Here is a 14,378-nt window from a genome sequence, read left to right on the forward strand (position 1 = left end):
GCTCGCTTCTATCTTAATTCGGAGATTCGGATGAACTTAAATATCGAGATGCAAAAACTCAAGGAACTGGCACGGGAAGCTGCAGATGTAATTGAGAAATACGAACATGTACGTGTAATTTCCCATAATGATGCCGACGGACTGACATCAGCCGGTATTATCTGCCAGGCTCTTTTAAGGCAGGACATCCGTTATCACACATCCATTGTTCCACGTCTCGATAAGTCTGTAGTTGAAATGGTAAAGGAAACCACAGCAGACGATGACCTTGTTATTTTCTGTGATATGGGCAGCGGCCAGTCAGACATAATCTCCGAAATCAAGCAGGATATCGTTGTACTTGACCACCACGTTCCCGTAGGTGAATCTCCTGCAAAGGTGCTGGTAAATCCGCATATTGTGGGAATTGACGGTGCAATGCACATATCCGGCTCAGGAGTTACTTTTTTTGTGGCAATGGAAATGGAACCTGCAAATGTTGACCTTTCGGGACTTGCCATCGCAGGTGCTGTGGGTGACAAGCAGATTTTCAGCACCCTTAACGGCCATATTCTTGAGGAGGCTGTTAATGCTGAAGTGGTTTCAGTAAGGAAAGGACTGAAAATTGGTGATGGAGATATTGCAAAGGTTCTTGAGTACACTCCAGAACCTTATCTTGACATAACCGGTGACAGTGAAAAGATAGCCCAGTTCCTGGATTTCCTTGGAATTGAAGGGAATATCGAAGACCTGAATCCTGACCAGACAAAAGCACTTACTTCCGCAATTGCACTAAAACTTGCAAAGAATGCAAGTCCTGAAGCTGTGGATGCTGCAATCGGTGATGTTTACATACTGAACAATGAGATTGTTTCCAATGTCTACGACCTTGTTGCAATTCTCAATACCTGTGGCAAGGCTGAAAAATATGGCATGGGACTTTCCATCTGCCTGAAGGATAAGACATATCTGGAAGAAGCAATGGAAATGGCAGTTGCTCACCAGAAGTCAATTGTTGAGAATGTCAAAAAAGGCATGGAACTCGTCAAAGAAGGCAACAGTATTGGTTACATGATAGGAGAAAACATGGAATCCACAGGTATGATTGCCAGCACTTTTGTCAGGTATGTGAATCCTCAGATGCCTTTTGTTGCAGTGAACCAGGTTGATGAGCTTGTAAAAGTTTCCGCAAGGGGCACCCGGGCACTTGTGGAGGAAGGACTTGATCTTTCATTTGCACTCCGCGAGGCTGCAAAGTCTGTTGGGGGAGAAGGCGGCGGACACAATGTGGCATCCGGTGCATCAATCCCACCGGGAACTGCCGATCAGTTCATTGCTAAAGTTGATGAGATAGTTGCAGAACAACTCCCAAAGCAGGAGTCGACTGAATGAAAATTACTACAACTATTGAATTCAAAGATGAAGGTGCCATGCAGGTGGCAAAGAGAATTGCAAATTCACTGGCTCCTGATAACCTGACCAATATGCATACTGAAGTCAAGGATGACAGTGTATGTATTCATATTTCTACAGAAAAGATAACTTCACTCATTGCCACAGTAGACGACCTTCTGATGAATGCAAAACTCGCAGAAGAGATAGCAGAAGACCTTGAAGAGTAAATTTGATTAATGGCCCTTTTTTATTCCCACAGATGCCTGTTATTATCAATCAGAGTATTTTGTTCCTCAATTCTTGAACGCTGATAAATAAGTGCTGCCGGATGGTATATTTTCAGAAGAGTGTATTTTCCATTCACTGCTTTTGGAACTCCCCATTCAAGCTTTTCACCGTCACAAAATGCTTTTTCAGCAGTGTTTCCAAGAAGTATGATTACTTTTGGATTTAGAAGTTGTATTTGTGCCTCCAGAAATGGTTTACAGGCTTTAATCTCGCTTTTGAGAGGATTACGATTTTTAGGAGGACGGCATTTGATAGTGTTTATAACAGCATAGTCGTCATCTGAAAGTCCCATGTACTCGATCATGCCATCAAGGTTCTTGCCTGCTCTTCCGCAGAATGGAACACCGGTTTCATCTTCATTCTTCCCGGGTGCCTCGCCAACAAAAACAACTCTTGGAGTTCTTGAACCTTTGCTGATCACTTTATTGGTGATTGTTTCATGAAGCTGGCAGTCAGTACACTCAAGTATTTCTTTTTCAACAGCTTCAAATCCCTGTGCTACAAGTTCACTCACTGATCTGACTTCCATATGATCACTGTTCCAATCTTAGTTTCAATATTAATTCCAACTTTGTTATTCCTGTTTCAGTTTTTCTGCCTGCAATGCTTCCATGAAACGAATCTGCTCTGAAATGAATGTATTGTATGGTGCATCAATTCCAAGTTTCTTAGCCCTTGATACTATCGCACCGTTGAGGAAATCTATCTCAGTTTTTCTGCCGGAAGTGATATCCTGGTACATGGATGAATGATGTTCGGCAGTATTAGGTAGCTGGAAATCATGGAGGAAAGCAAGGTATTCTTCTGCTGTTTTCCATGGAAGTACAACACCTTCTGCTTCAGTTACCATAAATGCTTCCTGAACGATGTTCTCAATAATACTCCATGCATGTGAATTTTCTAGTTTTCCGTATGGAACTCCCATGACCGCACCAAGGGGGTTGAGGGCGGAATTGTACAGGACCTTGGACCATACAGAACTCATTATGTTCTCTGATCCGCTAACCTGAATGCCTGCACTTTTTACTAATTCAACAATTTCGATTACGCTGTCATCAAGTCCTGAAGGGAATCTTCCAAGGTTCATTGGTCCAGTTTCTACAGACACATGTATCTGTGCATCGCCTGCCCATTCAAAACCAGTAATTATGGTGCCTCCTATTACTTTGTCAGTGTATTTGGCAATGATCTCCTCATTACCAAGACCGTTCTGCATGCTGATAACTTCTCTGTCTTTGATAATATCGGCAAATTGTTCGCAGATAGATTCTGTTGATGTGGACTTAGAAGTAATGAATATGTAATCATAATCATCTTCAGGGGCATCGTCAGAACAACTGAATTTACAGTTTGCTTCTCCCCAGATGCCTGTCATTTTAAATCCATCTGAATTTATTTTATCAGCATGTCTCCGGCGACAGACCGCATGTACATCACAAACAGAAGATAATTTTGCAGCAAGGGTCAGACCCACTGCTCCTGCACCTAATATCAGGACTTTCATAGAGCACCTCTTTTTTGCCTTAGATGTTTTTTTCCATTAAAAGAATAACTCTTGGAGCATAACCAATTAAGAGAAGCTCTTAATTAGCAAAAGATACATCATGCATAAAGTATCCAGAGAGCTGGAAATAACACTTTATGTTCACAAAAAGCAGTTATCACTGCTTCATTACTACATATCATAATCATACAGAGGAATGGAAATCTATGGAAGCAAAGAAAAGAGATGAATGCTGTCCGGCAGATAGACCGGAGGGTGCAGGAATTGCAATTGACTTCAAATTCAAACTGGAGTGTTCACTTAAGACAAGCGCAGATGCCGACAAAGCAACTGATGTTGTCGGTGCATATATTGAAGAGGCTAACAAAACCATTCTTACAAAAGGAGCTCCTGAAGGCCAGGGTGCAAAGGTCACTGCATGGAGTGTTCAAGCTGACAGGATAAAACTGACCATTGAATCTGGAAGGCATTTGCGTGTGCATGATGCACTGCTTCGTATGAGAAAACCTCTTGCAGGAAAGATTGGAAAGGAATTCAAGATAGGTATTCGTGGAATAGAGGTTGATTCATTCACAATTGAAGTTCCCTCTGAGCAAGAACTTCCTCCAATGAAGATACCTTATGTTTCAAAAATGACCTATACAGATGGAATTCTCAAGCTGGTTCTTGATGTTGATGAGTCTGCAATGTCAAATCGTGTTCCTGACAGGATCCTTTCCCTTATGGAGGACAAGATAGAGCAGCAGTCCTATGGTGGAAAGACTGAGCACTGGAACATCCTCTGGCAGAGTGAGAAGAAAGATCACAAGTTCAACGAAGACCCAACCAAGGCAATGATGGAAGCAGGCTGGCTTAAGAGAGGTGCCAGCAGAGGTCAGTGGATACATGGTCCGCAGTCCACAAGGATGTTCAGGACATTTGAGAGAATCGTCCTTGAGGAACTGCTTGAGCCACTTGGATACAGAGAAATGATCTTTCCGAAACTTGTTCCATGGGAAGTCTGGCAGAAATCGGGACACGCAAAGGGCGTTTATCCTGAGATTTACTATGTCTGTCCTCCAAAGACAAGAGATCCTGAGTTCTGGGAGGAAGTTATTGACCATTACAAGGTAACACTTGAAGTCCCAACTGAACTCATAAAGGAAAAAATTGGTGAGCCAATCGGTGGAATGTGCTACGCACAGTGTCCTCCTTTCTGGACATACCTGCAGGGTGAGACTGTTCCAACAGATGAGTTCCCGATAAAGGTGTTTGACAGGTCAGGAACTTCACACAGGTATGAGAGTGGTGGAATCCATGGTATGGAACGTGTTGACGAGTTCCACAGAATCGAGATTCTCTGGGTAGGAAATAAGGAGCAGGTAATCAAGACTGCAAATGAACTCCATGAGAAATACATGCACATTTTCAATGAGATCCTTGATCTTGAATGGAGAAAAGCGTGGGTAACTCCATGGTTCATGGCACAGGAAGGGCTCACAGGAGTTTCCGAGCAGACAGAAGCAGGTACAACCGATTATGAAGCGGTGCTTCCTTACCGCGGCGAGGATGCTGAGTGGCTTGAATTCCAGAATGTCAGTGTGAACGGAAACAAGTATCCATCAGGATTCAATGTAAAGTGCCAGTCCGGTGAGGAGCTCTGGTCCGGATGTTCCGGTGTGGGACTTGAAAGATGGGCTTCCGCCTTCTTTGCACAGAAAGGAATTGACCCTGAGAACTGGCCTGAGGAATTCAGGAAAAGAGCAGGAGAGATTCCAAGAGGAATTAAGTTCCTGTAAAATCCTATTTTATTTGTGGGGGATTATCCCCCATACTTTAGAAAAAAGCATTATTTTTTGTTATACATTACTGTTGTATAACCACCTACCTGTTTTTTGCAGATGCCTGCATGCATTTCCTCATCTTTAATCAGTTGTTCCATATCAGCAAGGAATTCCTTCACATCATTTTCATCGGGAAATACTTCATTTAATACTTCAGGATTTGTATTCTTCATATCTTTGTAGGCATTCATTGCCAGTATTTCATATTTCATTATAGTCTTGAACATTTCATGGCTTGAAACTCCAGCAAAATCAAATATATGTTTAGGAAGACCGTGAGGTGCTTCCTAAGGCACCGAAATCTCACTTTTTACAAGCCATTTTTTCATGATGTCACCATGTCTATCGGAATCATGGGATAATGTTTCAAGTGCAGCAACATTCTCATCCATCATTTCAATGCGTGCTTCCCAGGTGCCAAGTTGCTCCATTTCCGCTTCTATCCAATACATGCGTTGAAGCATTTTTTCAAGTGTTACTTTATCTTTTATCGCTGGCAAAATAATTCCCCATATAGATTATAGTATAAATTTATAAATATATATGGATGATTAGGAATATTGTATACAAACATTTTGATTCAAATTTTCAACAGCAAAAAAGTGTTCAAAACTGTATACCAATTAGTTTTATAAATATAGTTAAAAATGAAAATATATATTAAAAAATGAAAAATGAGCATTTACCTAAGAGACTTGGATCTGTTAATCAAATCTATGAAATCCCTGGTTTCCTTTTCCACATCATCGCCACAAACAACAGCAGAAATAGCAACCAGACTGTCAGCTCCTCCAAGGATAACACTTTCACAATTCTTTTTATTGATGCCACCTATAGCTACAACAGGAATTTTGATGGCATCTTTAACAGGACGGATGCTTTCCGGACCGATGCCATTCCCTGCATCCATTTTAGTGGAAGTGTTGAAGATTGGACTGAGACCTACATAATCAGCATCCATTCGTTCTGCTTCAAGTGCTTCCTCGACATTGTGAACTGTGAGACCAATGATCTTGTCTGGTCCAAGAATTTCTCTGGCAATATCTATTGGCATGTCATCCTGTCCGATGTGCACACCATCTGCATCCACTGCTAAAGCAACATCCACACGGTCATTCACAAGGAAAATTGCCTTGTTTCCGCATATTTCTTTGATTCTAGCGGCTTCAAGGATCATGGCTTTTGTACTGATGGACTTTTCACGATACTGTATGATCCTGCATCCTGCAGCAACAGCTTTTTCCACATCTGACAGAGTACCTTTTCTGGACAGACCGGAATCTGTTACAAGATAGAAATTAATTTCATCCAGCAATGATCTTTTGTCATTCATAGATTTCAGCACTCTTCGGAGTTCATCATGGACTGTGCTTTTTCATCTGCAAGGTTGAAAACCTCATCATAGAAATACATCTTGAATGTTCCCGGACCTTCTGACTTTTCAGCTGCGAGTTCTCCGGCAATCCCGAAATAGCAGAGAGCATCTTTTGCAGCGTCACAGTAGTCTTCATTTACAGCAGCAAATGAACCGATAACTGATGCTGCCATACATCCGGTACCAACAATAAGACCCATGGATTCATGGCCATTCTTTACAACAAATGTCTTTTTTCCATCGCTGATGATGTCTTCCGCCCCGGTCATAACTACAACACAGGACCTGGACGCTGCAAAATCTTTTGCCACTTTTTTAGGATCAGCATCAATAGATGTTGCTTCTACACCTCTGGTCTGTGCATTCTCCCCGGCAAGTTTGGCTATCTCGGAATAATTACCTTTGATAATATTCACGTTGACAGAATCAAGTATTTTTGCTGCCATCTCATCACGGAACTTTGTGGCACCGACACCAACAGCATCAAGTACAACCGGGATCTTTTTCTCATTTGCAGCCCGGGCTGAGATCAGCATTGCATCTATCAACTCTTTTGTGAGGGTGCCGATATTGAGAACCAATGCTGATGCAATACCTGTCATCTCTGCAGCTTCCTGTGGAGCATGTGCCATTACGGGCAGGGCACCAAAAGCTCTTGTCATATTAGCACAGTCATATATCGTTACCCAGTTAGTGATGTGATGAACCAGTGGTTTTGTATCCCTGACCGTTTTAAGTGGAAGATTCATATCTTATGTCCCCTTTATGTCACTGAAAATCAATTGACGAATTTACAATTGTGAATGACTAAGAGAAGTATTAATTAATAAAATACTTTTTGTCAGCAACGTATTCTCTTGATGATTTCTAATACTGTATATTTCACTTCCCGGAACAGCCTGAACCGATCTATTTATATATAGATATGCATACTATAGAGAGCCAATTTATCAGTGCATACACTATTTCATAATTATAAGATAGCTAGTTGAACAATTACAGATTACAATTTCACTAAATTAATTATTAAATCACACTCATTCGGAGGAATTATTACTTGGCAAGGAAAGTGCAGAGAAAGTTAGACAAATGGAAGTCAAAAACATGGTACAACGTAGAAACACCTGAATTCATTAGCAGGTCAAACATTGGTGTTACACCTGCAGAGGAGCCTGAACAGCTCATAGGTCGTGTAGTTGAGACCACTGTTGGAGAAATTGCTAACGATTTCACAAAGCACAACACAAAGATCAGACTCGAGATCAACGATGTAAGCGGTGACATTGCAAATACAAGATTCCTTGGTCACGAGATAACAACAGATTACCTTCGTTCTATCGTAAAGCGTCAGACATCAAGAATTGACTCAAACCTTGATGTTACAACAAAGGATGGATATGTTATCAGGGTCAAACCTATAGCATTCACCGTCAAAAGAGCAAGAAGCAGCCAGATCAAAGGTATCAGGGAAGTAATGACCAAGATTGCCGAGGAACGTGCAGCAGAGCTTAACTTTGAGCAGTTCATCGAAGAAGCCATCATGGGCAAGCTTTCCGCAAACATCTACAGGAACGCAAAGTCAATCTATCCACTCAGAAGAGTAGAGATCAGAAAGACAGAAGTATTGTCTGTTCCTACAAAAGCTTAATTTTAAAACTTAAAACAATAGGTGGCCTATGCCACCTGAATATATCTTTTTATTGGCTGATTGAACTCAGGAAGCATAGCTTTAGTTATTCAGAAATACGTGCTTTGCTTTCGTACTCATCACGTATGAGCTTCATCATTCTTGGATTTGCATCGATTACAAAACCACCAATATAACCGCAGTACTTGCAGTGGTAAAGACCTTCCACCCCACCTGCCTCGTAATAGAGGTCAGGACTGCCGCATACAGGACAAACTTGTATCAGGTTTTTGTCGTCATCAGATTCCTGAACATCTTTAAATTCTATATCATCATTGTCTTCCACGATAGCATCTCCTTCTGATTCCCCACATGCAGTGTACCGACAATAGAATATGGATGCTCAAAACATATCAAACTATCTGATTCAGACAGAATATATATGAATTTAATTAGAGTGTCTTTTAAGCAAAGATAATTCCAATGGATAAGGACAGAAAAATGTTTGCTTTAAAAGATATTCCACATCATATTTTTCTGACATAGAAATGAACCATTTCCTCAGTTCAAATATTGCCGAGACGTCTGTACGTAACTTTTGCAATTGCTGCATGAATCCGAATTTTTCAGCAGCACTGAGATGTCTTGAAAAATAACCGAACGCATGCATGAAAGCATTGATAAGAGAACCACTTTGCGGAACTTGGGATAATATCTGTATTAAAAGCTCAGTGTAATCCTCATAGACTTTCTCAGCCGGAAGTCCATCCCTGTTTGCAACAATATTACCCATGGTAGTCATCATCTGTTTGTTATAGGCCATGAAGAGCAGCTTGTTTGCAGTATGAAATTCAACAAGTGAATGAAGTTTGCATGAAACGGATGAATCTCTGAAAGATGCCAGTACAAATATCTGCGTAAGAAAGTGATCTCTTTTTATAGGGTCTTTGATCTGTTCTTCATCGATGACCGGAATGCCAGGATAATTTTGAAGCACTGTTTCTGCAAATAATCCATTCCCTTCATGATGAATAAATTCATCTGCATCTGAATTCAGGAATGTTTTTGTAGTGCCAACGCCACATGAGGGAGATTTGGATTTTAGAATGAATCCATGGAAATCATCCAGTTTTTCAAGGTAAAAGCGGGAAAACAAATCCATCTTATCAGTCAGATCGAGTCCTGTTGACGGTTGTATCAGTTTCCTGCTATCACCTTCAACTTTCTCAACTATGCGTATGGGTTCCCTTGGAATCCCGAGACCAATATCATACTCAGGACATACATCAACAAATTCAACGAAAGGTTTCATGATTTCTCCTAAAGGAAATTGGACTATTTTTCCATCATATCGGCAGTGATCAAATCCAAGACATCTGCTTATCACAATTACCGGACGTGAAAAACTGCATTTGGGATGAGATTCCATGCTAAGTAAAACAGTGGAATGTAAAAAAGACTTTTTGGATAAGAACTACAAAAATGAGAAACAGAAAGTTATGGGAATTAAAAATCCCCATTTGAGTATTATTTATGTGTATAATAAGCCACTACTTCACCATCTACAGAATCGATACGGCAGAAACCGAATCTCTCGAACTGCACGATCTTATCCAGCTCGGTTGTAACCTGCTTTTCACCGATACCGGTAGACTCTCCATCAGGAGATAATACCTTTACAGGAACACCATCTTTTGGAGCCCAGTGGATGATTCTCATCTTTTCCTTCTTCACGGATTCAATTGAATCATTGAGATATTTTGCCTGAAGAGGTTCTGTGGAAGTTACCTCTACATTGTAAAGGTCCTTGAGCCTGATCTTTGAGCCTGCTTCTAACTTGTCAGCATCTTCTTTGCATATGCAGACCTTATCAGTAACTTCGATCTCACGGCATCCCCTGTCTTCTGTTGGATGAAGTGAAGGATTTACGGTGCATGGTTCAGTATCTGTTATCTCGATCTCAACTGGATCCCAGACAAAGAAATACCTGTTTGCCACGGGGTCAACAAGTTTACGGTTCTCTGCATAAAGAGTATCCATACTGATGCTGATATCGGTCTCTCCAACACCCATTTCGATGAAGAACTTACGAATGGCCTCTGGAAGAATTCCTCTCCTGCGGAGTGCTCTCAGTGTTGGAAGACGTGGGTCGTCCCAGCCTGAATATTCGCCATCCTCAATGGCTTTACGAAGTCCGCTTGTGCTGAACTTACCGAACTCGTGCATCTTCACACGACCCCAGTGAGTTGTTTTCGGATATTCCCAACCAAGATAATTATAAATGAAGGTCTGGCGTTTCTCACTGTCCATCAGGTCCTTGCCCCTGATAATATGAGTCATTCCGAGTTCATGGTCCTCAATCGCACCCTCAAAGTCAAGCAAAGGCCAGACACAATATTTGTTATCCACTTCCGGGCGTGGGTGGGGCACCTTAACAATCCTGAATGCTCCGAAATCACGAAGTGCAGGGTCCTTATGGGTAACATCGGTCTTTATACGAAGAACGGCAGACTTTTCCTCATATTCTCCGGCAACCATCTTTTCCCAGTGAACCATATTATCTTCAGGACTTACATTCCTGTGAGGACATGCTTCCTTAGCATCCTTGAATTTCTTGAAATCCGCACCGTCACAGAAACATACGTAGGCTTTACCCATCTCTATGAGCTTGCGTGCGTAATCGTAATAGATTGGCATCCTGTCTGACGCAATGACAACCTCATCAGGGTCTGCATCGAGCCACTTACAGTCATCAACATACCAGTCGTATGCTTCAAGCATAGGACGCTTTGTCTGTGGATCAGTGTCATCGAAACGTATGATGAACTTGCCACCATATTTCTTCACATATTCGGAATTAACAACGATACCACGTGTGCTTCCAAGAGTTGGTGGACCATTCGGATTTGGTGCAAAACGCATAACAACCTGCTGTCCTTCTTCAACATCAAGCCCTTTCAGACCCTTGTCGGGTTCCTTCTTTGTATTGAGCTCCTCAATAAGTTCAGGAGCAAGAGCCTCAAGGCGGGACTGCCACTGTTCAGGGGTTTCTTTTGCTACCTCTGCAAGGATCTCCTGGATCACAGGTCCCACTTCCTTTGCCATTGGACGCAGGTGAGCACATTCACCCATAACACGACCCATGACAGCACCCATTTGCGGTGCCTGGCCGTATTTAACAGCATTCTGCAAAGCGTATTTTTCTATAGTCTTTTTATCGTCGTTAGTTAAAGTCATTATAGATCTCCGGAATCAAATATGATAATAAAAGATCAAATGCCAGAATCCCGGAATTATTCCGGAACTGCAATCATCAATATAGTAGAGTGAATTATAAGAACTGAACTTAAAAGATATGGTCAGATAAAGCTGATCTGTTAATGTCACTTAAAATGAGTACCTAGCTCTTTCACTGCTTCAGCCTTGTCGATCAGTTCATTGATGTTCTGTTCAAAATAAGAAAGGAAATCCTTTACCGAATCTCCGGCAACCGCTCCATGCGATGAGGGTTTGATCAGCTGTTCCTGTTCAAGAACACGTAGAGAATAGCGTACCTTATGTGTTGGCATACCTGTTTCTTCTGCTAGCTTGAGTATACCGATTGGTCCTCTTTCAACGACCACTTTTAAAACCTCTAAATGTCGCTGGGAAAGTTCCAGCTCTCTGTTAACCTGATCGAATAGCATTATGCAACCTCGTTGACCAATGTTCCTATTCCTTCAATTTCAACTTCAACAACATCTCCTGGATGAAGCTCACCTACTCCGGGAGGAGTACCTGTTGCAATTATATCACCGACTTCCAGTGTCATTACTCCTGAAATGAACTCTATCAGATAAGGAATGTCAAATATCAGATTACTGATATTGGAATCCTGCATCACTTCACCATTTACCCGGCTTACAATGGAAGCATCCTCCGGATTAAAGTCTTCAACAGGAACTACAAAAGGACCCACTGGTGCAAAAGTATCAAAGCTCTTGGCCCTTGTCCATTGCCCATCTTGCTGTTGCAGATCGCGAGCAGTAACATCATTAAAACAGGTGAAACCGGCAATAACATCATAAGCACGCTCATATTTTATACTCTTGCATCTTTTTCCGATCACTATCGCAAGCTCTGCTTCATAATCAACCCTTTTGCTTATCCTTGGATATAGAATCTTCCCGTGCTGTCCAATAACAGAAGAAGGTGGCTTTATAAAAAGTATTGGCTCTTCAGGAACACTAAGTCCAAGCTCTTTTGCATGGTCATGATAATTCAGACCCACACATACTACCTTGGAAGGGGTGGAAGGTGGAAGAATTTCTACATCAGAGAGTTCACACTCCATGAAAGAGCCTTCCATGGAAGTAACTTTATTATCTTCCACTTCTCCGTAAAATATGTTATTGTTACACCTGAATCGTCCAAACATTAGTGCAACTGTTTTGTTCTCATTCTAGATAAGGATAAGTATTGAAAAAAGAAAATATCCGCAGAAACGGATATTGATTTAACTTTATTTTGAAAAGTACTGCTATCTGCAGCGTTAAAGAATCTTAGATAGGATCAGCACAATGAGCATTGCAACAATGCCTATTGCCCAGAATTTGATCGTTTCATTCAATGGTATCCTTATATCCACAAGATCTACTCCTGAAATTGCAACTGGTTTTGAGCCTGTTATACTGCCGGAAGATGCTTCATATCCTGCTGCCCTTCCTTTTGCTGATTCTGAAACTGGCGGTACTGAAGCAGCCACATGTGTACTTGCAGGGGTACTTACAGATTCAGACCTTATTGTTTCAGGTTCGGTTCTTCCAATAACATTGTCTTCAGTCGTGTAAGATGAAACTGTTTCCTGGGGTGCTGGTTCTGATTGAGATGAGAATACAGATGATTCATCATTTTCAGCAACAGAGGAGGAGCCTGAAATTACATCATGTCCCGTGGATTCAGATGGAGAAACAGAAGTGCCTCCGAAAACATTCTCTTCGGGCTCTTCACGGGATTCATATCTGGAATCCTGTTCTGAAAATGTTTCAGGTTCATTTTGGGATGCTGATACAGACTCTGGTCCAAAATCAGATACTATTTCAGGCTCTGTAGCTATGTCCTCAATAAGTTCTTCCTGCTCTTCCAGAAAATCATCATTTAAGTCAGAGGAAGAAACATTGTCGGAGTCTTCTCCGGATATAACATTACTGAATATTGATTCTTCACCAGCAGGAGGACGGTATGATGAAACACCTTCATCAGAAACTGAATCATTGGTGACAATTTCCGGCTCAGGAGTGAGTTCTTCTTCCATCATTTCTTCTTCAATCACAGGTTCGGAGATTTCAGATTCATAAACATCCTCTTCCATAAAAGAAGCTTCAGACATTTCTGCTGATGAACCATGAGAACCACCTATTAGACCCTGATAGTCAGGATCGATCTCTATTGCAAGATCAAAACTCTTTTTTGCTTCTTCAAAACGCCCTGCTTGTTCAAGGGCTTTGCCTTTCTTGAACCATGCTTCTGCATTATAAGGGTTGATATCAAGTGACTTAGTATAATATTCTACTTGTTTTTCAGTTGTTTTAGCCGAGTCGGCCATTTTAATCCAGTTTTCAGCAGCTTTCTGCTTTTTCTTTGATTTTACGTCATCTAACATTCCCATATGAACACCTTTTAATACCGGAACAGCCTGCCGGAAGGTTTGTAATAATCAATACCTTTAACCAGTCATTAACTTGCTAATCCATTAATTACTGTATTTGGACATTTTTAAGCATGTACATTGTATATAAAAATCTATGCATTTAAATGCAAAATCAATCCCTGACTTCCTCATATTCAAAGGCCCACATAGGAAGTCCTTCTATTTCCACATTTTCAAGATGCTCCATCTCGTGTGCAGCATAGAATGCGGAAGGACCTGAGAATGATACAGTTTTTTCTGTGGATTCTTTTACGTAGATCTTCTTTTTTGCTGTGCTGATGGAAGCAACTATTATTCTTTCAGCCCTTAAAGTAACCGAATAGGGCCTTGTGACAAGAGATCGTTCGTCTTTTCCACCGCATTTTTCCAGCCTGTGAACTGTCCCTTCCTTTGATACATACACAGGGTTCAACAATAACCAGACTTCTTCAATGGTGTGACCGATTTTGTTGTCCTTGTCATAACTTGTGAAGACCTTCATCACTGAGATACTTTTCAGGTCATCTGTGGAATAACTCCAGGCACCTCCTATCTTCAGTGAAAGTATCATGGGATAGAATGCATCTTTGGGGAGATCAAATCTTCCAAATATGGCTTCCTCCCTTGAACTGAATTTGAGAATTGCTTTCAAATCGTTTATTTTCATGTTCAAAATAATTATTGATAGCTGAAGATAAATACATTCCTGAAATCAAAAA

The 14,378-nt window shown here is 41.2% G+C and carries 17 protein-coding genes; 4 read left to right on the top strand and 13 right to left on the bottom strand.

Annotated features, from left to right (window positions below; translation table 11 throughout):
• Positions 1 to 30: 30 nt before the first annotated feature.
• Both recJ and J2746_RS05085 read left to right on the top strand, forming a co-directional pair.
• Positions 31 to 1,371 (top strand): RecJ family nuclease, encoded by a 1,341-nt coding sequence (gene recJ, locus J2746_RS05080; protein ID WP_209617232.1) that lies wholly within the window; start codon positions 31 to 33, stop codon positions 1,369 to 1,371.
• Positions 1,368 to 1,601, top strand: coding sequence for a KEOPS complex subunit Pcc1 (locus J2746_RS05085; protein WP_209617235.1), 234 nt, complete (start codon positions 1,368 to 1,370; stop codon positions 1,599 to 1,601). Before recJ ends, J2746_RS05085 begins: the two co-directional genes overlap by 4 nt.
• 20 nt (positions 1,602 to 1,621) lie before the next feature.
• Here the strand turns inward: J2746_RS05085 and J2746_RS05090 are convergent, their stop codons facing one another.
• Together J2746_RS05090 and J2746_RS05095 are read right to left on the bottom strand one after the other, a co-directional pair.
• A complete protein-coding gene (locus J2746_RS05090) occupies positions 1,622 to 2,191 on the bottom strand; it encodes a uracil-DNA glycosylase (protein WP_209617238.1) in 570 nt (189 codons plus the stop codon).
• A 45-nt stretch (positions 2,192 to 2,236) separates the two neighbouring features.
• On the bottom strand, positions 2,237 to 3,166 hold the full coding sequence (locus J2746_RS05095; protein WP_209617241.1) for a ketopantoate reductase family protein: 930 nt from the start codon (positions 3,164 to 3,166) through the stop codon (positions 2,237 to 2,239).
• A 206-nt stretch (positions 3,167 to 3,372) separates the two neighbouring features.
• Between J2746_RS05095 and J2746_RS05100 the strand changes: the two genes are divergently transcribed.
• Positions 3,373 to 4,944, top strand: coding sequence for a serine--tRNA ligase (locus tag J2746_RS05100; RefSeq protein WP_245249989.1), 1,572 nt, complete (start codon positions 3,373 to 3,375; stop codon positions 4,942 to 4,944).
• Positions 4,945 to 4,994: 50 nt separating this feature from the next.
• Here J2746_RS05100 and J2746_RS14645 read toward each other — a convergent pair whose 3' ends face one another.
• The 4 genes from J2746_RS14645 to thiM form a co-directional block, all read right to left on the bottom strand.
• Positions 4,995 to 5,216, bottom strand: a complete 222-nt coding sequence (locus tag J2746_RS14645; protein ID WP_245249990.1) for a hypothetical protein — start codon at positions 5,214 to 5,216, stop codon at positions 4,995 to 4,997.
• Positions 5,217 to 5,276: 60 nt separating this feature from the next.
• Positions 5,277 to 5,489: a hypothetical protein gene (locus J2746_RS14650; protein WP_245249991.1), complete on the bottom strand. Its 213-nt coding sequence runs from the start codon at positions 5,487 to 5,489 to the stop codon at positions 5,277 to 5,279.
• A 182-nt stretch (positions 5,490 to 5,671) separates the two neighbouring features.
• On the bottom strand, positions 5,672 to 6,322 hold the full coding sequence (thiE, locus tag J2746_RS05110) for a thiamine phosphate synthase (protein WP_209617243.1): 651 nt from the start codon (positions 6,320 to 6,322) through the stop codon (positions 5,672 to 5,674).
• Between the two features lie 5 nt (positions 6,323 to 6,327).
• Complete coding sequence (gene thiM, locus J2746_RS05115; RefSeq protein ID WP_209617246.1) at positions 6,328 to 7,113, bottom strand: hydroxyethylthiazole kinase; 786 nt, start codon at positions 7,111 to 7,113, stop codon at positions 6,328 to 6,330.
• Positions 7,114 to 7,421: 308 nt separating this feature from the next.
• Between thiM and J2746_RS05120 the strand changes: the two genes are divergently transcribed.
• Positions 7,422 to 8,012: a 30S ribosomal protein S3ae gene (locus J2746_RS05120; protein WP_209617249.1), complete on the top strand. Its 591-nt coding sequence runs from the start codon at positions 7,422 to 7,424 to the stop codon at positions 8,010 to 8,012.
• A gap of 85 nt (positions 8,013 to 8,097) precedes the next feature.
• Here J2746_RS05120 and J2746_RS05125 read toward each other — a convergent pair whose 3' ends face one another.
• From J2746_RS05125 to J2746_RS05155, 7 genes are all read right to left on the bottom strand, one after another.
• Positions 8,098 to 8,337 carry a hypothetical protein gene (locus J2746_RS05125; RefSeq protein ID WP_342451795.1) on the bottom strand — a complete coding sequence of 80 codons (240 nt, stop codon included), beginning with the start codon at positions 8,335 to 8,337 and terminating at the stop codon, positions 8,098 to 8,100.
• Between the two features lie 102 nt (positions 8,338 to 8,439).
• Positions 8,440 to 9,420 (bottom strand): YbgA family protein, encoded by a 981-nt coding sequence (locus J2746_RS05130; protein ID WP_209617252.1) that lies wholly within the window; start codon positions 9,418 to 9,420, stop codon positions 8,440 to 8,442.
• Between the two features lie 98 nt (positions 9,421 to 9,518).
• The gene (locus J2746_RS05135; RefSeq protein WP_209617254.1) at positions 9,519 to 11,228 is read right to left on the bottom strand and encodes a glutamate--tRNA ligase; all 1,710 of its coding nucleotides are present in this window, start codon (positions 11,226 to 11,228) and stop codon (positions 9,519 to 9,521) included.
• A gap of 146 nt (positions 11,229 to 11,374) precedes the next feature.
• On the bottom strand, positions 11,375 to 11,677 hold the full coding sequence (locus tag J2746_RS05140) for a hypothetical protein (RefSeq protein WP_209617256.1): 303 nt from the start codon (positions 11,675 to 11,677) through the stop codon (positions 11,375 to 11,377).
• Positions 11,677 to 12,408, bottom strand: coding sequence for a fumarylacetoacetate hydrolase family protein (locus J2746_RS05145; RefSeq protein WP_209617258.1), 732 nt, complete (start codon positions 12,406 to 12,408; stop codon positions 11,677 to 11,679). The genes J2746_RS05140 and J2746_RS05145 overlap by 1 nt, the downstream gene beginning before the upstream one ends.
• 114 nt (positions 12,409 to 12,522) lie before the next feature.
• The gene (locus tag J2746_RS05150; protein ID WP_209617260.1) at positions 12,523 to 13,638 is read right to left on the bottom strand and encodes a tetratricopeptide repeat protein; all 1,116 of its coding nucleotides are present in this window, start codon (positions 13,636 to 13,638) and stop codon (positions 12,523 to 12,525) included.
• A gap of 154 nt (positions 13,639 to 13,792) precedes the next feature.
• Positions 13,793 to 14,326 (bottom strand): putative ATP-dependent zinc protease, encoded by a 534-nt coding sequence (locus J2746_RS05155; protein WP_209617262.1) that lies wholly within the window; start codon positions 14,324 to 14,326, stop codon positions 13,793 to 13,795.
• Positions 14,327 to 14,378: the final 52 nt, after the last annotated feature.

The sequence above is a fragment of the Methanolobus bombayensis genome (genome assembly GCF_017873415.1).
In the GTDB taxonomy this organism is placed as follows: Archaea; Halobacteriota; Methanosarcinia; order Methanosarcinales; family Methanosarcinaceae; genus Methanolobus; species Methanolobus bombayensis.